This is a genomic window from bacterium SCSIO 12741 (assembly GCA_024398055.1).
In the GTDB taxonomy this organism is placed as follows: Bacteria; Bacteroidota; Bacteroidia; order Flavobacteriales_G; family Salibacteraceae; genus SCSIO-12741.
Genome location: CP073749.1, coordinates 4,363,519 through 4,383,296 on the forward strand (window position 1 = coordinate 4,363,519; position 19,778 = coordinate 4,383,296).

General features: G+C 44.9%; 22 protein-coding genes. 6 read left to right on the forward strand and 16 right to left on the reverse strand.

All coding sequences use genetic code 11. The features are described from left to right. Positions 1-34 precede the first annotated feature (34 nt). The 6 genes from KFE98_18570 to KFE98_18595 form a co-directional block, all read right to left on the reverse strand. The gene (locus KFE98_18570; protein UTW61990.1) at positions 35-1,018 is read right to left on the reverse strand and encodes a hypothetical protein; all 984 of its coding nucleotides are present in this window, start codon (positions 1,016-1,018) and stop codon (positions 35-37) included. Then, a complete protein-coding gene (locus KFE98_18575; protein ID UTW61991.1) occupies positions 1,015-1,527 on the reverse strand; it encodes an RNA polymerase sigma factor in 513 nt (170 codons plus the stop codon). Before KFE98_18575 ends, KFE98_18570 begins: the two co-directional genes overlap by 4 nt. A 100-nt stretch (positions 1,528-1,627) precedes the next feature. Then, positions 1,628-2,485, reverse strand: coding sequence for an alpha/beta fold hydrolase (locus KFE98_18580; protein ID UTW61992.1), 858 nt, complete (start codon positions 2,483-2,485; stop codon positions 1,628-1,630). A gap of 1 nt (position 2,486) precedes the next feature. Next, positions 2,487-3,134, reverse strand: coding sequence for a hypothetical protein (locus tag KFE98_18585; protein UTW61993.1), 648 nt, complete (start codon positions 3,132-3,134; stop codon positions 2,487-2,489). A gap of 48 nt (positions 3,135-3,182) precedes the next feature. Further along, the gene (locus KFE98_18590; GenBank protein UTW61994.1) at positions 3,183-3,596 is read right to left on the reverse strand and encodes an OsmC family protein; all 414 of its coding nucleotides are present in this window, start codon (positions 3,594-3,596) and stop codon (positions 3,183-3,185) included. A 36-nt stretch (positions 3,597-3,632) separates the two neighbouring features. Further along, positions 3,633-4,751, reverse strand: coding sequence for an FAD-binding oxidoreductase (locus tag KFE98_18595; GenBank protein UTW61995.1), 1,119 nt, complete (start codon positions 4,749-4,751; stop codon positions 3,633-3,635). A 128-nt stretch (positions 4,752-4,879) separates the two neighbouring features. On the opposite strand from KFE98_18595, the gene KFE98_18600 reads away from it, so the two are divergent. Both KFE98_18600 and KFE98_18605 read left to right on the forward strand, forming a co-directional pair. Then, positions 4,880-6,385 (forward strand): cache domain-containing protein, encoded by a 1,506-nt coding sequence (locus KFE98_18600; protein ID UTW61996.1) that lies wholly within the window; start codon positions 4,880-4,882, stop codon positions 6,383-6,385. Next, on the forward strand, positions 6,304-7,143 hold the full coding sequence (locus KFE98_18605; GenBank protein ID UTW61997.1) for a SpoIIE family protein phosphatase: 840 nt from the start codon (positions 6,304-6,306) through the stop codon (positions 7,141-7,143). Before KFE98_18600 ends, KFE98_18605 begins: the two co-directional genes overlap by 82 nt. A gap of 15 nt (positions 7,144-7,158) precedes the next feature. Here the strand turns inward: KFE98_18605 and KFE98_18610 are convergent, their stop codons facing one another. The 3 genes from KFE98_18610 to KFE98_18620 form a co-directional block, all read right to left on the reverse strand. Beyond that, positions 7,159-8,673 (reverse strand): DEAD/DEAH box helicase, encoded by a 1,515-nt coding sequence (locus tag KFE98_18610; GenBank protein UTW61998.1) that lies wholly within the window; start codon positions 8,671-8,673, stop codon positions 7,159-7,161. A 146-nt stretch (positions 8,674-8,819) separates the two neighbouring features. Then, positions 8,820-9,494 (reverse strand): DUF2461 domain-containing protein, encoded by a 675-nt coding sequence (locus KFE98_18615; GenBank protein UTW61999.1) that lies wholly within the window; start codon positions 9,492-9,494, stop codon positions 8,820-8,822. 146 nt (positions 9,495-9,640) lie between these two features. Next, a complete protein-coding gene (locus KFE98_18620) occupies positions 9,641-10,024 on the reverse strand; it encodes a VOC family protein (protein ID UTW62000.1) in 384 nt (127 codons plus the stop codon). A 163-nt stretch (positions 10,025-10,187) separates the two neighbouring features. On the opposite strand from KFE98_18620, the gene KFE98_18625 reads away from it, so the two are divergent. Together KFE98_18625 and KFE98_18630 are read left to right on the forward strand one after the other, a co-directional pair. Further along, the gene (locus KFE98_18625) at positions 10,188-11,654 is read left to right on the forward strand and encodes a hypothetical protein (protein ID UTW62001.1); all 1,467 of its coding nucleotides are present in this window, start codon (positions 10,188-10,190) and stop codon (positions 11,652-11,654) included. Between the two features lie 95 nt (positions 11,655-11,749). Further along, on the forward strand, positions 11,750-13,387 hold the full coding sequence (locus tag KFE98_18630; GenBank protein UTW62002.1) for a hypothetical protein: 1,638 nt from the start codon (positions 11,750-11,752) through the stop codon (positions 13,385-13,387). A gap of 2 nt (positions 13,388-13,389) precedes the next feature. On the opposite strand, the gene KFE98_18635 is transcribed toward KFE98_18630, so the two are convergent. Together KFE98_18635 and KFE98_18640 are read right to left on the reverse strand one after the other, a co-directional pair. Next, positions 13,390-14,514, reverse strand: coding sequence for a hypothetical protein (locus KFE98_18635; protein ID UTW62003.1), 1,125 nt, complete (start codon positions 14,512-14,514; stop codon positions 13,390-13,392). Positions 14,515-14,540: 26 nt separating this feature from the next. Next, entirely contained in the window at positions 14,541-15,929 is a 1,389-nt protein-coding gene (locus KFE98_18640; GenBank protein UTW62004.1) for a T9SS type A sorting domain-containing protein, read from the reverse strand. Positions 15,930-16,119: 190 nt separating this feature from the next. On the opposite strand from KFE98_18640, the gene KFE98_18645 reads away from it, so the two are divergent. Beyond that, positions 16,120-16,830: a YebC/PmpR family DNA-binding transcriptional regulator gene (locus tag KFE98_18645; GenBank protein ID UTW62005.1), complete on the forward strand. Its 711-nt coding sequence runs from the start codon at positions 16,120-16,122 to the stop codon at positions 16,828-16,830. 9 nt (positions 16,831-16,839) lie between these two features. Here the strand turns inward: KFE98_18645 and KFE98_18650 are convergent, their stop codons facing one another. Continuing rightward, positions 16,840-17,184, reverse strand: a complete 345-nt coding sequence (locus KFE98_18650; GenBank protein ID UTW62006.1) for a hypothetical protein — start codon at positions 17,182-17,184, stop codon at positions 16,840-16,842. Between the two features lie 158 nt (positions 17,185-17,342). Here KFE98_18650 and KFE98_18655 point away from each other — a divergent pair, with 158 nt between their 5' ends. Beyond that, on the forward strand, positions 17,343-17,573 hold the full coding sequence (locus tag KFE98_18655; protein UTW62007.1) for a hypothetical protein: 231 nt from the start codon (positions 17,343-17,345) through the stop codon (positions 17,571-17,573). On the opposite strand, the gene KFE98_18660 is transcribed toward KFE98_18655, so the two are convergent. The 4 genes from KFE98_18660 to KFE98_18675 all read right to left on the reverse strand — a co-directional run bounded on the left by KFE98_18660 (position 17,570) and on the right by KFE98_18675 (position 19,578). Further along, positions 17,570-18,472, reverse strand: coding sequence for a hypothetical protein (locus KFE98_18660; GenBank protein UTW62008.1), 903 nt, complete (start codon positions 18,470-18,472; stop codon positions 17,570-17,572). The genes KFE98_18655 and KFE98_18660 overlap by 4 nt on opposite strands. A gap of 135 nt (positions 18,473-18,607) precedes the next feature. Further along, complete coding sequence (locus KFE98_18665) at positions 18,608-18,820, reverse strand: hypothetical protein (protein UTW62009.1); 213 nt, start codon at positions 18,818-18,820, stop codon at positions 18,608-18,610. A 70-nt stretch (positions 18,821-18,890) separates the two neighbouring features. After that, entirely contained in the window at positions 18,891-19,031 is a 141-nt protein-coding gene (locus tag KFE98_18670; GenBank protein UTW62010.1) for a hypothetical protein, read from the reverse strand. Beyond that, positions 19,024-19,578, reverse strand: coding sequence for a sigma-70 family RNA polymerase sigma factor (locus tag KFE98_18675; GenBank protein UTW62011.1), 555 nt, complete (start codon positions 19,576-19,578; stop codon positions 19,024-19,026). The genes KFE98_18670 and KFE98_18675 overlap by 8 nt, the downstream gene beginning before the upstream one ends. Positions 19,579-19,778 lie beyond the last annotated feature (200 nt).

The window sequence follows — 19,778 nt, forward strand, 5'->3', positions numbered from 1 at the left end:
AGCCCTTCGCTAATAAACACAGGTTCTTTTTTCCTTAGTCACAAGTGCAATCATCGTTTCCATGCACTTTTACATGAATGTTGTATGGTCCGGATTCTTCCGTGTAGTCAAAGGAGATGATGATTTTACCAAATGAATCCGTTTTGATGACGTGGTGGGAGTCATCTCCCCTTAAGTTGAGACCAATTTTTCGAATTTGGCCAGCCTTATCATACTTCAGCGGTTTGAATTGCAACTCCAGGTTGTAATCTTCCATGGTTCGAACCAATTCTTCCAAATCGATTTCTGACTCATCTCCTGAAATCTCAAAATAGAAGTTGGAGTTGTGATGCAATTCATCATGCTCATGGTGATTTTCTACAAAAATTCCTGAAGAATGGATCACCGTTGTTGTGGATACGGCATGTTCATCCCAGAGTCCAGGTGCCGGAGGTGCAGGTGGAGTCGGCGGTTCAGGCACATCGGGCAGCTCCGGTAATTCAGGTAATTCGGGAAGTTCTACCTCTTCCAACGATTCCAAAATTTCTTCGGGTATGGGTACAGGTTCGTCCAGCACATCTGGTTTAGTGGGCGGTTGTTCTTCCGCTTCGGGTTGTGGGGTTGGAGCCTCCTGGGTTTCAGGTTCCTGAATGGGGGAATCATCAGTAACCGGTGTGGGGGATTTCGCTTCTGTATCCAGGGGCTCCAATATGGGTTTAATGTTCGTTTCCACCGGTGGCGGGGTGTCCTGAGGAAAAACCAATAAGCTGTCGGTCTGTTCTTCAGGTTGAACCATAATGGGATTTTCTTTTAAAGGAGGCGTAGGTTCGGGTTGATTCGTCTGAATACCCAACCAAAGTGCTCCACCGGCAGCAGAGGTTAACACAACCGCCGTTAGCGGTTTTATCCACCCCAAAAGGCTTACAGCCCCACCAGCAATGGCGGCGCCGGCAATTAGGTTATCCACCTCGTCCAATGACATTTCTGCTTTTAAGCTGGCCCGGCCAGCCTCAAAATAGTGGTCCAATGAATGGCTCATGCTACGGATTTTTTTTCGATTAATAATTGCTTCAAAGCTTCCCGTCCACGAACAATTCGGGCCTTCACAGCCGAGAGGCTGTCGCCTTGAATAGCTTGAATTTCTTTTTGAGAAAAGCCAGATAGCTCAAATAAAATCAGGGCCTCTCTTTGTTTTTCCGGCAATTGGTTCAGGGCTTCATGGAGAAATCGCACATCAGCTTGCAAGGATGGATCGGCTCCTGAATCCTGGGCATCTCCTACTCTACCGGTTTCTATGGATTCCCATTTATTCTTATGCCTCAAATGTTTTGAAAAGCGGTTGCGAGCTACTCCAATGAGGTAGGATAAAAAGGCATCTTTTTTCTTGATTTTGTGGTAATTCTCCAGCGTTACCAGTACCGAATCTGACAGAAGATCTCTTGCCGATTCGGGTTCTCCGGTCAATACTTCACAATACCTTAAGAACTTGGCATGTACTTCTCGATATTGTTCGGTAAACTGCTGCTTGTATTTTTCTTGAGGAGTCACAATAGGATAGTCCCTCTACGGAAGAAAAAGTTACATGGACTTCACAACTTTTTCGCAAAAAACAAATAACACACTAAATAACAGCGCATTATATCCAAAATTATTTTCGCAATAATTCAAGCATTTTGCTTTCCCAAGGCTCAAAACCCATCTCATCGACCACTTCATGACCTGCACCTTCTACGATCACTGCATCCTTGAGGGGGTTCTTATAACCTTCATAAACATGGAGCATATTGGGGTAGGAAGCCACATCGTCTGCCGTACCATGAATCCATAGGAAGTGCTTTTGAAATTCTCCCAAGGCCGAAGGAATATCGTAACCAAAATCGGTTACATAAGTGGCTGAAAGACTTAGGCTACCCGTGGCATCTTGCAGCAACACATCGTCCGTGGTTTGTGGTGCTTCCAATACCATCCAGGGAGTTCGCATAACATCCGAAAAGGCATTTGCCTCTGCTGCTGGCATGGTTCCCAAACTATGACCATAAAGTAGCAAACGATCCTGGGTAAGGCCATGTTCCTTGAGCCAAAGCATACAAGCATCCACATCAGCCAACATGGTTTTGATGTGTTCGGTCTTTCCTTCTGAATTACCAAATCCGCGGTAATCAAACATCATAACCCCAAACCGGTGTTGGCCACCGATATTAGCAAAATCAGCAGCTCGTTGCCAATAGTCATCCATGTTTGGTGCATTGCCGTGCAAATAGAGAATGATGGTATCCTGGCTAATCAACCCCAGATCACCGAGGTACACACACTCCAATTGTGCTTTACTTCCCTGGTAGTTGGAAGTAACCTGAAACCGATGCACCAGACTTTCATCTACGAAACGATTACTTAGCTCGGCATTGGTAAACTTGTATTCACCAGGCTCTCCCTTTAGCATGAGTTGGTCCACATCGTTGTTACAGCCCCACAAAAACCCTAAAGTAGCGACCATTAAAATCTTCATCTTATTGAGCATCACCTATCTCCTTTCGATTAAAACGATAAGCCACTTTCAAGTAAATACCGTATCCTCCATAACCTCCAATAGAATTGACCTTGGTTTGAGGGATGAGTAATTTCTTATTGAAGTTTAACCATTTGTATTCTGCGCCCAGGACCCACTTTTTGGCTTCGTACTGATACCCCACTTGTAGGTTAGGATGGAAAAAAGTAGACTTATCCAATTCAGTTTCCAGCAGGTGCCAGTCATACCATTGGGTAAAACCCAAATAGATCTGACTCTTCTTCCAAACGGTCCAGTAGGCATTAACGGTAGTTTCCGGATAGATTCGGAAGGATCCATTTCTAAAAGCAACCATGGGATTGATAACGAGGTTCGCACTAATTCCGGGCCGCCATCCCTGCGGTTGAAGCAAACCAAAATTTGCTCCTAAATCCAATTGAAGGGTATTGAAGGATAAGGCTGAAGTGTGCAAACCTCCAAAAAGGCTAACCTTGTCTGTAAGGCCATGTGCCGCAGAAATGCTGGTGAGCGGAATGGGTGTGTTAGCCGCAAAGGGACCTCCTGCATCAGCGGCAATACGCCACTCCCCTTTTTCTAAGGGTTTAATTACCCGGGTGGTAGAGCAACTGGTGACCAATAAAAGGACCATTGCCCCCAAGAGAATTTGTACTTTCAAGATGGAAAACAGATTTTAGGATTATGACTGAAGACCGGGGCTTAGATGAAGGTTTATTTCCATTCCATGCTCCAGCACCTTATGGACGGGACAGCGCCCAGCTACTCGATTTAACCTTCCCCATTGATTATCATCGAAATCGCCTTCAATGATCACGTGTACATCAAACCGGTTTTGAGGACCTTTTTCATCGGAAGGACGAGAAACTTTGGCCGTAACTGCGCCATATTCCCAGCCTTTGTGATTGAGGTACATTTTAAGCGTGATCACTGTACAAGAAGCCAATGAACCGGCCAAATACTGAAACGGTGTAGGTCCTAATTCACCTCCTCCCTTTTCTTCAGGCTCGTCGGCCAACAGATGATGATCATCGATGTAGAGATGTGTTTTGAAATTGGGTTCATTGGAATCCAGGGAAGCTTCAATGGGTTTCATATTCGTTATTTCTCAATCAGGCTAAAGGTAAACAACCTAACCGAGTTCCCCGGCCAAAAGGGCAGCCCTCTTTCCAGTCTCCATTCCCAGGGCTACGCCCATTCCCCCTAAACGGACCGCGCACCCCACCCGATCAGAGACAGGTGCTATCCAAGGTGACTTACTACTCCCCACCCCCATAATTCCAGACCAGGAACGTTCCAATTCCCATTTCTGCCCGGGAAGAATGACCTCGTTCATCAATGTTCTCAAGTCAGACTGGATGAGATCTGTTGTTACCATTTCAGTGGTAGTTTCCCCTTGTTTATCCAGTTGGCGACCGCCTCCGAGCAATACTCGACCGTCAATATTCCGAAAATAGTAGTAGCCTCGATCCAGGTGAAAGGTCCCCTGGATATTCAAATGGGGCATCGGTTTAGTTACCAAAACCTGAGCCCTGGCGGGCTGAACCGAATCACCTAACCAGGATTGCGCAAACCCGTTGCTACAAATAAGTACCCGCGAAGCTTGAATATCTGGATGACCCTGCACCGAAATGGTGACCTGTGAAGGGTTTTCACTCCACTCCTCCACTTGTGCTCCATTCAAAACCAATATGCCCGATCGCTGAACCATTTCCAAGAGGCATTGCATTAACCTCCCCGTGTCCAGTTGTCCCTCGAGGGGATTAAAAAGCAGTCCCTGAATACCAGAAAAACCAAAGGTGTTGTCAGTCTGGCGAAACAATTCCGGGCCCAAGTCATACTTCAGCCAATCATTAATCCGCTCCCGATTGGCAAGAGCTTCTTCCCAGGCCTCCGAATCTCTGAATAATTCATACCCACCCCATCGATGAAACCCGATCCGGTCTGTTCCAAACGTGGATAGCAATCCTTGAAGGCCCTGGTAACGCTGAAGCACCAATTGTTTTATCTCTTCCGGGTCATGGTGATTCAGATCATCCAGCAATTCACCCAAGGAACCAAAACAAGCAAAACCCGCATTGCGACTACTTGCTCCCCAAGGTAGCATACCTCTTTCCAAAACCAGAATATGCCAGTCGGGATGTTGTTTTTTGGCAAAATAGGCAGCCGACAGACCCGTAATTCCACTCCCGATAACCACGAGATCGGGTTTTCCAATCCATTCCTTTTGTTCCCAGTAGCTGAAATTCATGTCGTTGTGTATCCGATATGGGGTAAAAATATAGAACCACAAAATAATGGAATGAGCAGAAGAATCCCTGCACTTTGACCGCATTTAACTGAGGGTGCTGCCTCTCAATTGTATTACATTTGGCCGAGATGAGTTCATTTGGAAAAACCTTCGAACGATCCTCGCCCTACCTTGCCTTGACCTTGTTTGGCTTTGCCCTGTTTTATGTTTTGTTTCAAAGCAGATGGTCGGTTCAAAACAACTCTCGAAAAATTCTTAGTGAAATCGCCAGTACACCGGAAGAAACCGTTTCTCGGTTTATGCAACCCGTTTGGCAATCCTTCGACCTGGTCAAAGAGCAATTTCCCGGCGTTTACCCACTCTTGGATGTAGGCGATGAACAACAGCTGCGAAGTTTGATGACTCCAGTATTGCACCAAACCGATCGAATCACCTGTATTCGTATAGCTTCTGACTCCCTCGAATTTTTACTCACTGAAACCGAAAATCTGCTCATAACCCGCACCATTAAAGGAAACAGCCCTAACAACCACCTTACGCTCAATTTCAAACCAACCAACAAGGTTATTTCTCACCAGGATAGTGCAGATTACGATCCTCGGGAACAAAGTTGGTATCAGGGAGCCTTGAGCAGGCCCGTGTCTGCCCCCTTGTTTATGAGCGAGCCTCATCAATTGTTTTGGACCGGGGTACCAGGAATAACAGTTAGTCGTGTCATTCCCGGTCGTGCTTCCAATTTTGCTGTCCTTGCCTATGACATTCCATTAAGTGCTATATCGGACTTCACCTCACACCTGAAGGTTTCTGAAAACGGACAATTCTTCATTTTGGGTAAAAACGGGCAATTCATGGGACTTCCCCACATGGCCCGTGATTTGGCCTCAGATACCCTGAATCGCTTACTGCTCAAAAAGCCCGAAGACGCGGGGTTACCGCTGTTTGGCGCCTGCTACGATCGATTTTCTGAAAACGAGCAGGACTCAGCCCTGTTTGAAATCACCTTTGAAGGTACTCGTTGGTGGTGTCGGATGCGGTCGATGAAACTCAATGATGAAAATGCCATCACCTTTGGCGTATTGGTTCCCGAAAAAGACATGCTCGGAATCATTCAAAAAGGCCAGCGAAATATAATCATCACCTTTGTTATTGGCTACTTGATGCTCATCTGGATCTTCTGGCTCTATCGCCGGACCCGAAACATGAACCGCCGGATTCGGAAGCAGAAGAACGTGATTGAGACCAAGAACGATGAGCTCATGCTCAGCATCAACTATGCTCACCGTATTCAAAGTGCCATTTTGGATGCCGAACTTCGGTTGAAGAAGCATTTTCCAAATTCCTTCCTGTGGTCAAGACCGAGAGATGTGGTTGGCGGTGATTTTCTTTGGTATGAAAATGTAGAATTCAAAGCACGAGGGTTTCAACAGCGAATTCACTTCCTAGCCATGGTCGATTGTACGGGACATGGAATTCCGGCTGCATTTATCACCCTATTCTGCCAAGCTGCGCTCAACGAGGCCATTGAAAAAGAAACCTGCCCTTCTCCCCCCGATTGCTTAAGCGCCTGTATCGCACACTGGAAGAGTCTTTGGGAGAATCAGGGCAACTTCGCGATGGATTTGACATTTCACTGATTGCTATTCCTGAAGGCTACAACTCCCTGTATTACTCCGGAATGAACTCCAACGCCTACCTCTATCCGAAAAGTGGCAGCCCCATATACCTAACCGGTGATCGATCGTTGCAAACAGAGCGCTTAGGGGCACATACCTTCCGTTGCCAGGAAATAAGCTTGGAAAGCGAGGCAGAACTCTTCCTATTCTCCGATGGAATCAAGGATCAATTCGGCGGAAGCAAAAACAAGAAGTTTACCGCCAAAAGACTTAAACAACTCACCTTGGAAATCAGCCAAATGCCAATTCAGGAGCAGCAAGCCCAAGTAGAAAAACAACTGTGGAATTGGAAAGGCGATAACGAGCAGACCGACGATATCATTCTGGCCGGAATCCGTATAACGGCTGACGGTAAAGCCATTAGCAAGACCTTGCCCGTTGAGAAGTCCACCATTAGCATCCAAGAGCCCAAAGCTCGATTGACGGTATCAAGCTCGCAGGAAGATTGGAATGGGGAGCATTTAACCCATCTTTTACAGAAATTGAAGGCTTCCCCCGCAAAAAGCCTTATCATCGATTTATCGGCCATTAATTCTCTGGATGAGCAGGGTGCCACTATCCTTCTGGAAAATCTAAACGATAGGCTACAAAATCATTCGATGGAGCAAATCACCATAATCGCTCCTTCCAATCTATTTGATAGGTGCGCCTTTTTCCATAGCCTAAACGAGGTTAACCCTCAAGCTCTGGCCCAATCTGAAATCTTGCTAAAAGATTAGAGAAGTACTATAAACTTAGAAACGACGACGAAGATTGTACTTCAACTTACGCTGGTAATCTTCTGTCATCCAGTCCATAAAGTTGGTCGTACTCTTACTGATGCAATGGCAATAATGCTTGACCCGATCGCGTATATCGTCGTACAGGTGCTCTGCCAATTGAAGCGCGTCGAACATATCCTCCGAGTTCTCTACACAAATCTGCGTATGCTGCTCAATAGAATTATCGATAGCTACCCGAGGACGCTGACCACTTTGAATAACCCGCTTATACTCTTCCTTGATGTTAAACTCAATGCTCTCTGACTTGGCAAACTTTTCTCTGATCTCATCCGGCATGATGTACTTGAAGTTGCGCTGAATATCTTCATCCGAAGCCAGGCTTTCCAGGTATAGATTAGGATTTCGGAAGATATCGTGCCAATCAACTGGAGCATCCCACTTACCAAAACGGTAGGCGTTGTTACCCAAATCGATTACCGTAAACTCAGACTTCCCAGGCAAAATACGAGAACCCCGACCGATCATCTGGTGATAAAGCGTCAAAGACTTTGTAGCCCGATTCAGAATGATGGTTTCCACCGTTGGTTCATCAAATCCAGTGGTCAAAATTCCTACAGAGGTCAAAATCGCATCCGGCTTTTCTTTAAACCACTGCAATATTTCTTTTCGCTCTTTGGATGAGTTGGTATTATCCAGGTGTTTAACGTCATAACCGGCATTGCTAAAGGACTCATAAACCTCTCTGGACGTGTTGATACCATTATTAAAGATCAATGTTTTCTTGCCCTTGGAACGCTCCTCATATGCATCCAAAAGCTTTTCCTGCATCAGGTAATTGGTGTATAGGCGTTCGGAAGATCGAACGGTGTAATCCCCGTTGATACCTACCGAAAGGGATTTGAGGTTTACATCGTAAGAAAAAGTAGATGCTTTAGCCAGGAAGCTCTTTTTGATCAAGGTACCAATGGAATCTCCTACAATTAGTTCATCGTAGTTATCCTTCATCGGAAGCTTGATATTGGAGCTAAGCGGAGTAGCTGTAACGCCCAGAATCATCTCATTTTCGAAAAACTTAAACAGCTTTCTAAAAGAGTTGTAGTGAGCCTCATCCACGATGATCAAGCCAACATTCGTCACTTCAAACACATCATCGTTTAAGCGGTTGTTGAGCGTTTCCACCATGGCCACAAAACAGGAATAACTTTCCTGGTCGGGTAGCTCTTTTACCTTGCTGTCGATGATTTTATTAGGAACCTCAAACTCGCTTAACACGTTGGATGTCTGGGCACAAAGCTCAATTCTATGGGTTAGAATGAGTACTTTTTTTCCCGTTTCGCGAATGTATTGCTTGGCGATTTCAGAGAAAATTACCGTTTTTCCTCCCCCGGTAGGTAGCTGATACAGCAAGTTGTACTTCTCTTTCTTATCACGAAGTCGATCGAAAATGCGTTCCATCGCCTCGTGTTGGTAGTCGTACAACTCCTTCCCTACTTTCTTATCTAACTTTTCGGTGGCTTCAACCGGCATGAATTGTTCTCCAAAATTTTTGCAAAAATAGGGAGTTTTTTATGCCCAGGCAGAAGATAAAAACGGGTTATGCACAATTCTTTTTTACACCCACGCGAAAATCTTCCAAGAATTGAAGTCTTCCCTTATTATTAGTTTCCTGATAATCAGGAAATGAGGGAACGATTCAGGTAATCGTCCAAAGGTTTGAGTCCTTTGAAGACGGATGCACAGTGTTTCAGAAAATCGGCCGAAGTCACCAATTTATCCTCCATTTGATGCGAAGCCAGGAAACTTTTGTACCGTAGAAGCTCAATTTCCGGGTGATCTTTGGCAAAGCCTTTAGGAGCCGTTTTAAGCTTCTCTCCTTCCAGTTCGCCAAAGTATTTTTTGAAGGTTTTGTTTTGAATGATGGCTTTAAACTCATCCGGATCATGAGCGATATCATCCCGAATGGATTTGATCCATTTGGATTCGGGCATGTAGGCTCCACCGGCCAGCATAGATTCTCCCGGTCCAATATGGATGTAGTAACCCGCACGAGAGTGAATCTCTGACTTTTTCTCAGCGGCCGTAATATGAGCGCCAAAATGCGTTTTGTACGGCGACTTGTCCTTAGAAAATCGAACATCTCGGTAAATGCGGAAGGCTGCCGCCTTACCCGAATGATGAGAAATGGAAGGATCGAATTTGGCAATCTCCCGAATCAATTCATCAATGAACTCGATAAACTCCTGATGTACCTTTTGATAGGTCGGTTTATTATCCATAAACCATTCACGGTTGTTGTTTTTCTTAAGTGTCTTGAGAAAGGTGAAAGTGTCTTTGCTGAGGGTAGCCATAGTGAATCAGATAATTAAAAGTTCACCGCTACCGAAGCAGCGGTGAACGCTAAGTTAAATCGAAATGTCTTTGGGTAAAGAGCGATTTTTAAACGGTGAAGCAAGAAAAATTGAACGAGAATTACTTCCTGCTCTTCGTTTTCCTCTTATCCCATAGAATGAAAGGCAATGCGGTTACCCTCCGGATCCATGAATTGAGCAAAAAATCCATTCTCCCCAATCGAAGTTTTAGGAATTGTTATGGTTCCACCAGCGGCCTCAACGCGTCCCAAAGGAATGCTTAGATCATCTCCTCCATTAAGATAAACCAAGGCACCGCTTGAGCCAGGCTCCATACCTTCGCCGGTAACTACGGCTCCGCCAACAACGCCAGGTTCAGATCCTGGAAGAAATCCCATTCTGAAGTCTCCTCCATCTGGGCTGTTCATTTCCATTTCTTGTACAGGTCCATCCAATACTGCACCATAGAATTTGCAAGCTCTATCGAAATTTTTAGCTGGAATTTCGAACCAGTTAATCACATTAGCCATTAGAAATAGATTTTAAGAATTAGCATTATTTCTCTACGAATGTAGATGGGGTGATTCGCGACGGCAAATCAAAAAATCCAAAAACTTAAATTTCTAATTTTAATATTTTTACCAATAACTTGCTCAATAAGTGAATTTATTACGCCCAATAATTAAGTTTTAAATGAAAAAAAAGGAAGTTCTATTTTCCTTAATTCACTCCCTCAATCAGAGTGAAAAGCGGTATTTCGTCCTGGATTGCACCCGGCAAAAAAATGGAGACAACTATCTTCGGTTGTTTCGAGCCATTGAGCAACAAAACGAATATGATGAGGGCGCCATTCGCCAGTTGTTTGAAGGAGAGACCTTTCTCAACCAACTTTCGGTTACAAAGAACTACCTCTACAAGCTGCTGCTAAAAAGCCTACGCAACTACCACCACCACTTAAGTAAGCAGGCAGAGCTCAAAGATTTGCTGCGCAATGTAGAAATCCTATTCAATAAAGAACTGTACCAATTATGTGATCAGGAGTTGAAAAAAGCGGAGAAACTGGCTCTCAAATATGAATTGACCGCGGGATTGTATGAAATCTATGACTGGCAGCGAAAATTGCAGCAGAATCAAAACCCTCACCAATATGCCCAGTTTCAAGCAACGCTTAAGCAGCAGGAACAGGCGTTAAAACAATTGGAAAACCAGCACCAATACATGGAACTCATCGTGGGCGTTTCCCGCTCCATAATGGAAAATAGTGATAGTCCGGTTCCTTACGAACAACTCTTGGAAGCTCCGGAAAACGCTCTTACCGAGGATGCGGCCACCATGCATTACAACGCTCTCTATTTTAAAAGCATTCTTCAAAACCAAAGTAAACAGGCCCTACAATCGATGCACGAACTGATCGATCGTATGGAAAAATACCCTCATCGAATTATTGAAGCGCCTTCGCTATACGCTGGAAGTGTGAATAATGTGGTGAGTTACTATGTGTTTAACCAGGACTACGATCAGGCCATGAGTTGGATTCGTAAAGCGCAGCAGGTTTATCAAAAGGTAAAAAGCCGGAGCGAGAATCGAACCGTGCTCAAGCAGATGCTCAGAACTTACAACATAGAACTCGAGATTTACCGGGAACAGGAAAATGCGGATATCGATATTCAACACATCGAGGACTTTGTGATCAGCAAAACCTATAAAATGCCGCTGGACTACCTCTTCTCCTTTCGCTTTCAGCTGGCGTATATATACTTTAAGCGAGGTAAATTTTCCCAGGCCCTTCAATGGGTGAATCTGGTGCTTCAAAGCAAACACCGACAGGTGCGCCCCGATGTTCAGGTCAATGCACGATTCCTAAATCTGATGATTCACCTGGAATTGCAAAACCTCTTCGTGCTACGCTATTTCGTAGACAGCACCCGACGGTATCTCAAAAAGTGGCCTATTAAAGACCCAAGTGTACCGCATGTTCTCAGTTTCTTTTCACGAATTAGTAAGGCTCCATTGCTAGAGTATGAGCAACAATACCGATGGTTGTATGAGCGGTTGTACCCCAATGGCTATGAAGCACCTCCTACTCCCGATGGCGGGGATTTTATTCATTACAAAAGTTGGCTGGAGCAAAAGCTGGGCATCACGGCATCGACGTTGTAAGCGGGAAAGATTTTTTGGGAAGCAATTAGACCATTGGTTGAATTTATTTAGATTAGTCACAACTAATTAAGTAATTAACCCAATTTCCTCTCCTGATGAATGCTCTATTTCACGTACCTGCCTTAGGCAGAAGAAACTCTTTCATCCTTAAACTTGCTTTATTCTCACTCCTTATAATTTTATCTGGCCCGGGCTTCGGCCAAAAGCTTAGCTGGTCCGAAATCCTTGAAGATCCCAAACGGGAAGGCTGGAACGACAATCTGTATGAAGGAAAGTACTACAGTTATCACCGCGCAGATGGTGAGTTTACCCTCATCCGTCGTGACTTAAACATGAAGGAAGAAGCTCGTGAGACTTTTACCTACAAACACGAAAGTGCACCTGGAAAATTCACCGAGCCCCGCTTTCGCTGGATGGGAGATCGTCTCGTGGTTTTTACCCGATTCAAGGACAAAGACGAAGAAACCTTCCACCTCTACTACCAGATATATGACTTGAGTACCATGCAAACCAGCGGCCCCGAAGAGTTTATGGACATAGACTTCATTGGTAAATTCCGCTACGAGGACATTCTGGTTAAAGTATCACCCGATGCTACCAAGATGGCCATTTCCTACTTCACTTCTCCGGAAAGGGGAAAATTTGAACGGGAAGATCTGACCCACCATCTCAAAGTATACAACAATGAAATGCAAGAGCTTTACAAAGCAGACTTGGTAGAAGATGACCGCGAAGAGCACATTGAAATTAACTACTACACCGATTTTTCCTGGTTTTCAGACGGACGCATCCTCTTCCTAAAATCTCGCTGGGTAGGAACCGATGAGGACGACGAAGTGCAGGAAGATGTGGATGAAGATGAAATCACTCCCAGACTCTTTACCCTGATCGAATTTGACGACAAAGGTTCTCCTTTGGATCATCAATACCTCGAGGTGGGTCAGGTATACGTAAACGACATTAGTGTTTTGGTGGATGAGAACGATAAAGTAGCCATTGCCGGTGTATACTCCAAGATATACAGTTCCAGTATGGGCGGAGTTTTCTTTGCCAAGGAAGGTGGCAACGGTAAGATTGGAGAATTTGAATTTATCCACTTATCCGAGGACCAGGTATTCGAGCTTACTCCTACCAAGCAGGCTGATAAAATCCGCAAGAAGGCCGAGAAAAAAGCCGCTAAAAAAGGACGTGACGTGATTTATGAACTCAGCAACATGGTTTGGAGAGGATTCATTGAGCGCGGTGATGACTATGTGTACATTCTGGAAAAATACCGCTACTGGCAAACTCAAAGTACCGATGCCAACGGTAACACCACCACTACAAATCACTACAAGTATGGTGAAATCATGACCTGGTCATTTAGCAAAAACATGGAACTTAACTGGATGTCGAGAATTCCGAAAAGCCAGTACACCAAAAACGATGGTGGCTCCAATTCCTCTTTCGTCTATGGATATACTGATGATAAGATGTACTACATCTACCACGATTTGGAGGAAAACCTAAAGAAACCGAAAAACGAAACGATTACGGTAAACACCCGGAAAAAAATTCCACTCATGTTGGCTGAGGTCGATTCAGAAGGAGATTTCGATCGACAAGTAATTGGGACAGAAAAAGACACCAAGCTGGATATCCGTCCAAGAAGCGGAATGCACATCGAAGGCGATAGAATCATCCTTATTGCCAGAGATAAACTTAAGTGGACCCATGCCTCTTATGAGTTTTAGCACTACTCTACCCTGAAACGCAGCAGCACCGATTCCTGTCTGCGTTTCATTTGCTCCAGGTTGGTACTTTCAAAAGGACGATCTAACTGATTTTGAGCCAAATCTGCGGTCAATTCAGGAAGAATGAAAAGGTAGTTTCCAATTTCCCAGGGTGCATCGGGAGTAAAGCTCCAACTTCGTTCTTCCTGCTCAGACTGAAATGTTCCTTGAATAACCTCCCCTTGAGCCGAGGTTAGTTGCAATCCTTCTAAAAGGCTCCCATAGCACATGGGTTCAGAAAAACGAACGGATACAGCCTCTTTACTTCCAGGCTTGACCGGACCTTTTTGAAATTCCTCAATACTTGGCAACAGCGTATCGGATTCGGTAATGGTATAAGTAATGGCATAGGAGCACTCAGCCCAACGATTGTTGACGCCCTGAAAGGCTTTTCCCAATTGTAACGTGACCCTTTCACCTGGATAAAAGATTTCACCGTACTCATCCAAATAGCGAATGTCTTTTTTTACCCGGCCCGGATGAAGCATCAAAGCCACAACGGTATAATCTTCATTCCAGGCTACTTTGTGCCGCCAAACCAAGGGACGATCCAGGCCCAAACTATCCAGTATTTTAACCTCCTTCAGGTCAAATACATCCGGATCCATCGGCTGGTCGAACTTGAGGTAAAAAAGCAAAGTGTTCTCAGGAATAGCCTGAGCACTTGGATAATGGGCCAAAACCTGTGGTGCGAAAGGATTAAGCTCCGGTTGTGGCGGTGACTTGAATCGTTTTCTAAATTCCTCTCCCCGACTTTGCAACCGAACTTCAAAAGTCAGGTTGGATCCGGCATCGGATGTCGATGTGAAGCAGAGGTATTGCCCTTTTATTTTGTAGCGCCCCAGAACGGGCTGATCAACGGTTACATTATCCACAATCCAATGGACGGATAGAAAGCGTCGAAAGGCAACTGGATCATTCTTTTCCGAGAGATACTTAAGCTCAGATGGCAAAAGCCTGCCGGCCACTTCAAATCGGGCCGAGTCCAAAATTTCGATTCGCTCTTGCCCTAACATCATCATGGGACAAGCCAAGAGGACCATTAAGATGATTCGCTTCATAATACCTGCAAAGAAAGTCGAATCCATACAATCCGACTTTCTTACCCCGGTTTCTATTTCTTAATGATTTGGGTCGTGTAGGGCGTTCTGTTTTCCGCACTGATCCGAACTATATATTGACCCGCCGGATACTCCTTCAAGGAGAATTGAATATTTCCACCACTAACCTGGCTTTCGCTTTGAAGTACGCGGCCTTTGAGGTCCATTAACTCTACTTGAGCATCGGATCCGGGCCAGGCCACCTCCAACCGGTCACTCACCGGATTCGGGTATACCCGAACTCCATCAATCGGTTGTTGGATAGCCTGAGCGTTCAATGTAAATACCGGATCCTTGGTCCCAACCTTTAACATCTTTAGTGTAGCATCAGAGGTTAATACCAGTAAGTTGTGATTGTCGTAAAAAGAAATGGTTCGGTAGGTTTCTGGATACACCTTAATATCCGAATCTGTCATACCGGTAGCGGGCTGTCCGGCATTGTCGCGTAATCTTACCGCGTTGTTGTTAATCTGATTGTTGTTCTCTGGTGTTCCATCAATCCAGTGCTGGCCAATGCGCATCAAAACCTGGTTGTTGATTCCATTATCGCGATGAAGGTTGTAGAGGTAATGCATCCCATCTTGATTGACTGCTACCACTTTTGAAGGCAAATTGTTGTGCACATTAAATTGCTCGTGCACTTGTAGAACTCCAGCTCCATTAATCGTTGCCGGGTCGAAGGAAAACCCAGGTGCACAAACGGTTACCCCCATCAAACGGCTTTGTCCATTAATTTCGGTATAAGCCATCTTTTCGAGTGGTGCATTGGTGTGGTATCCTCCGCCCCAATTGGTTTTGTACAAGGTAGTTGCTCTACGAACCACTTGAGTCTGATGCTCAAATGGAGCATTTACTGCAGCTACTTCTCCCACCAATCCTCCGAAGAGCTCTCCAGACGATACATATAAGGTACCGTTACCCCAGGTAATGTCCTGCACGGTAAATCCATTATTAGAATAGGACATTTCGCAGTAAGTCACTTGGCTCAAATCGAGAATCTGCAAGTCATTTCCTCCATTCGTAGCCACCATTACCCGACGCTGAGCGCCATCATTGACCAAAAAATACACTGAGCCCGAAAGTGGGTTCACTTCCATATTCATCACATGAACCGATCCTACGCCCAAAGCGGCGCTGATCTTAGTGGTGTAATTGGGAATGGAATCTACCAGATTCTGGTGTCGATCTGCTACGTTGTTGTCATTTAGCGCAATCGCATATAATTTGAACTTGACCCCATCGGCTACGATGAGTACCACCTCCTGACCATCGGTGATCAATTTAATTTGATCAATGGTTCCCGTTCCAATCGGATTTCCAGTTTGTGGATTTTTTAGCAAAGACTGGGAGTAAATAGCCCCTGAGAGAAGCAACAATAGTGCTGCAGTGATTATCGATTTCATGGTAAGTCGTTTTTTTGAGTGTTTCCCATTTCACGCTGCTAACTTTCTGATCGTTTGGCCTTAAGCACCCATTTGTGATAAGCGGTTCTGAGGGATTAGCGGTCAAACCGTTCATCACAGGACTTTGATTTTGGTAAAAAACTTCGTGATTTCTATGTTTGCAGTTCGAACAAGCTAAACAAGTACCCCTATGGGAAGAGCATTTGAATACCGAAGAGCTGCTAAAGAAAAACGCTGGGGCAAGATGTCCCGAATATTCCCCAAACTGGCTAAAGCCATTACCCTGGCCGCCAAAGAAGGTGGAACCGATCCGGAAATGAATGCTACCCTGCGTACGGCAATTGCCAACGCCAAGGGACAGAATATGCCTAAAGACAACATTGATGCTGCCATCAAGCGTGCGGCCTCAAAGGACATGGGTGACTTTACCGAGGTGAACTACGAAGGCAAAGGGCCTCATGGGGTATTGGTTTTTGTGGAATGTGCTACAGACAACACCACACGTACCGTGGCCAACGTTCGCTCTTACTTTAACAAAGCCGGCGGTGCACTCGTTCCTTCCGGATCTTTGGAATTCATGTTTGACCGCAAGGCCGTTTTCGAATTTGAAAAAACCGAAGACCACGATTTGGAAGAACTGGAATTGGAATTGATCGATGCCGGTTTGGAAGAGATCGAGGAAAATGAGGGTATGATCTACATCTACGGTGAGTACACCCAATTTGGTTCCCTGGCAGCTGCTTTGGAAGGACTGAACATTGAGGTTAAAAAAGCTTCCCTGAACCGCTACCCTACTTCTCCGGTTGAATTTTCGGAAGAGCAGATGGTGGACATCGAAAAAATGCTGGACAAACTCGACGACGATGACGACTGCCAGCAGGTGTTTACCAACATCGGTTAAGCCTCTCGCTTAAGTTCCGTACTGATCCTTTTCTTTTCGCTCATTTACGGTGAGCATTCTTAGGTCGCGTACAATGACCAAAGCAAATCGGGTACCCGGTTCAATCCATTCCCGCTGAATTTGGCTAATGGCCGTGTCTATCTCATACACCTTGTAACTGGGATCGTAGCGGCAAAAATCCATCCAACCCGACAGATCGCGGTGATAGTCCAGGTAATTACCCCAGGTTTTGTAAAACGATACGTAAGGTCCTTTACGAGCGACGATTTCAAATCCAAAATCGCGAAAGAAAATGTGCTCTTTTTCTGTGATTTCGTGAAGCTTACCAGCTCCACTATACTGTTTTCCAACCATGGTGGTTACTTTATGGGGTTCGTGATTGGGTTGGAATCAGGTTACAAAATTTTGAATTTTTCGCCGGTTAGAAATGAAAAAATTGAGATTGCTAAAAATGCTGGCTTTTTTCCCGAAATGGGACGGGTGGGTTATCTTCGTTTGACCAACAAAGTCAGATGAGATCGATTGACCAAATTGTACTGAAAGCTATTGTAGGGGGGCTCTTCCTAACCATTAGCTGGGCCATAGATCAAAAGGAAGCCATCTGGAGTAGAAACTACCAATACCCGGGAGCCGAGGCCTTTGAGATTTTAATCTTGGAAAAACTATGCCTGATTGCTGGAATAGTGCTGCTTGTATTAGCATTAACCAACCTAATTCGCCTCCTTAGAAAACGAGACCACTAAAGCGCATTCTGAGCGGCGAGCAACTTAGCTTTTACACTCTGAATCCAGTCGTACTGGTCGCTGCGGCGTTTGTCTACTCCTTCCTTCTCTTTCAAGCTCTTAGCCAGCTCTTCTTTGAGATCGGTAATACCAGATTCGGTTTTGAATATGTTTTTGCTGATTTTCTTGTACTGCTTTTTCAGTTGCTTCAAATCCGACTTATAGGTCTTGAGTTTGTCTTTTTCAGCTGAAGCCGAAACCTTATCCGTGGGATCCACTTTTTCAACCGCCGCTTTCTGATCTTGAATTTGGTTTACCTTGTTTTCCCGGTCTTTTTCATTGATGGTCAGGTCATCCTTCATACCTACCACATCTAATTCCTCTTCTTTGATTTCCAGGCGAATTTTGTCTTCTTCCTTTTTGAACTTAGCCTGTTCCTTTTCAATCAAGAGCAACTTCTTTTCTTCATTTTTCAATTCCTCCTGTACGGCATTGATGTATTCGCTGAGCGCAATGTCTTTGATGAACTTGCGAATAAATACATCGTATTCGTGGTGAGAAGCTGATCCGAGACACAGGGTATCCATCCAAAAGGCAAAGAATACCCGGGTACCTAATTTATCGGCTTCAGATAGGGTGTAAATATCCACCGAATCGGTCCAGAAAGCAGACATCACTACTGAATTGGCGGAAATGGCCGACTCGTTTACCTCGCATTTCACCTCTCCTCCATGCTCAATTTTATGTTCGATCGCCTTGAGGACGTCTTTTTTCTCCGCTTGCAGAATGAGCACTTCGTAGGTGTTATGCATTTGATCACCCACCCATTTTTTCTGAATTTCTTTAACCTCAAAACCAGGTTGAGCCAGAAGTAAAGTTGGAAGTAGTAGGTTGATCAAAAGAATAAAGGAGTTTTTCATACCGCGAATATTTGAAGGCGTAAAATTAGGCCGACCGCCAAAGGCGAAACATAAACGGAACTTCAGTTGCGCAAAACCTCGACCAGTGACGGTTCAAAAGGTTAAAAGTAAGTTTTATGAGTCGGATTGTTTTCCTTAAGCCACCCCTTTGGACTTGAAGAAAGACCGAAGAGCATCAAAAATGAACAGGCACACCATGGCAAAAAGGGCCAGGGTAAAGTAATTTGTTTCGGGGCCTTGAACGGGTATATAGCTTTTAACAACAGGCATGAGATATACCAGTAAAAGGGCAAACGCCAATCCCAGAAAAACCGGAACGAAGGAACCTACATTTGACAGGGTACCCACCTTTTTGGGGATAGATGGTTGAGTACCGCTTCGGCCAGGTCCACTTTACGATTGGGGACAATGGATTGTTCTACCCAACCGTTAAGCGCTTTTTCTTCGGCCACCAAAGCCTGACAATGGGAACATTGGCTATAATGAGCCTTCGCTTCTGGGGGATGTCCCATTCATTGCTGAGAGCAAATACTTCTTCCGGACTCAGGTGATTATCCATGGCGCAAATCATTTAGTAGTTCCGCATCCCGATCTGTAATTCGAGATTTGAGCGCTTGACGCGCCCGAAACAAATTTACTTTAATAGAACCTTCGGTCTCACCGGTAAGGGCAGATATTTCCTTTAGGTTCAGTTCATTCAGATAAAACAAAGTCACCAACTCCCGTTGCTTCTCGGGCAATGAGCCGATGAATTGCCTCACCCATTTCTTTAATTCTTTCTTATCGGAGGGTGACTCAAAACTTCCGTGAGTTTCGCTGTTAAACTCCAAGGTCTCGGGTGCACTCTTCCGTTTTCTTAGTTCATTTAAGGCATGGTTTCGGGCAATTTGATAGACCCAAGTACTCAACCGAGAACGGCCTTCGTAACGATCCATTTTTCGAATACACTGTAGCAAAACATCCTGCGTAGCTTCTTCTGCCCATACTTCCTGCTGAAGCATTTGGCAGCAAAGTGCAAAAATCATTTGCTGGTAACGAGCCACAAAGTAGCGAATGGCCCCAGGTGAACCAGCTCGAATGCCCTGTATCAAATCTTGTTCGTTCAACGTAAACGCGAATCGCTTTTGGGGTTAGACACCCTTTGGCTGGGGAAGGTTACACTAATCTAGGATTTTTTTGTGTGCCCTTTCATTTTTTCTAAAAATCAGCCAAGTTGTATATAGAGGTATAGACAAGCCAATCGCAAAAAAAAATTCAAAATCCTGTAACCTCTCTTCCTAAGCTGGTGTCTAATGGGCAAACACTT

What these genes read in the sequence shown, in the direction of transcription:
- KFE98_18570 (UTW61990.1), bottom strand. Translation starts at nt 1,018, where the DNA reads ATGAGCCATTCATTGGACCACTATTTTGAGGCTGGCCGGGCCAGCTTA.
- KFE98_18580 (UTW61992.1), bottom strand. Translation starts at nt 2,485, where the DNA reads ATGAAGATTTTAATGGTCGCTACTTTAGGGTTTTTGTGGGGCTGTAAC.
- KFE98_18585 (UTW61993.1), bottom strand. Translation starts at nt 3,134, where the DNA reads ATGGTCCTTTTATTGGTCACCAGTTGCTCTACCACCCGGGTAATTAAA.
- KFE98_18590 (UTW61994.1), bottom strand. Translation starts at nt 3,596, where the DNA reads ATGAAACCCATTGAAGCTTCCCTGGATTCCAATGAACCCAATTTCAAA.
- KFE98_18595 (UTW61995.1), bottom strand. Translation starts at nt 4,751, where the DNA reads ATGAATTTCAGCTACTGGGAACAAAAGGAATGGATTGGAAAACCCGAT.
- KFE98_18600 (UTW61996.1), top strand. Translation starts at nt 4,880, where the DNA reads ATGAGTTCATTTGGAAAAACCTTCGAACGATCCTCGCCCTACCTTGCC.
- KFE98_18610 (UTW61998.1), bottom strand. Translation starts at nt 8,673, where the DNA reads ATGCCGGTTGAAGCCACCGAAAAGTTAGATAAGAAAGTAGGGAAGGAG.
- KFE98_18615 (UTW61999.1), bottom strand. Translation starts at nt 9,494, where the DNA reads ATGGCTACCCTCAGCAAAGACACTTTCACCTTTCTCAAGACACTTAAG.
- KFE98_18620 (UTW62000.1), bottom strand. Translation starts at nt 10,024, where the DNA reads ATGGCTAATGTGATTAACTGGTTCGAAATTCCAGCTAAAAATTTCGAT.
- KFE98_18625 (UTW62001.1), top strand. Translation starts at nt 10,188, where the DNA reads ATGAAAAAAAAGGAAGTTCTATTTTCCTTAATTCACTCCCTCAATCAG.
- KFE98_18630 (UTW62002.1), top strand. Translation starts at nt 11,750, where the DNA reads ATGAATGCTCTATTTCACGTACCTGCCTTAGGCAGAAGAAACTCTTTC.
- KFE98_18635 (UTW62003.1), bottom strand. Translation starts at nt 14,514, where the DNA reads ATGGATTCGACTTTCTTTGCAGGTATTATGAAGCGAATCATCTTAATG.
- KFE98_18640 (UTW62004.1), bottom strand. Translation starts at nt 15,929, where the DNA reads ATGAAATCGATAATCACTGCAGCACTATTGTTGCTTCTCTCAGGGGCT.
- KFE98_18645 (UTW62005.1), top strand. Translation starts at nt 16,120, where the DNA reads ATGGGAAGAGCATTTGAATACCGAAGAGCTGCTAAAGAAAAACGCTGG.
- KFE98_18650 (UTW62006.1), bottom strand. Translation starts at nt 17,184, where the DNA reads ATGGTTGGAAAACAGTATAGTGGAGCTGGTAAGCTTCACGAAATCACA.
- KFE98_18655 (UTW62007.1), top strand. Translation starts at nt 17,343, where the DNA reads ATGAGATCGATTGACCAAATTGTACTGAAAGCTATTGTAGGGGGGCTC.
- KFE98_18660 (UTW62008.1), bottom strand. Translation starts at nt 18,472, where the DNA reads ATGAAAAACTCCTTTATTCTTTTGATCAACCTACTACTTCCAACTTTA.
- KFE98_18670 (UTW62010.1), bottom strand. Translation starts at nt 19,031, where the DNA reads ATGGATAATCACCTGAGTCCGGAAGAAGTATTTGCTCTCAGCAATGAA.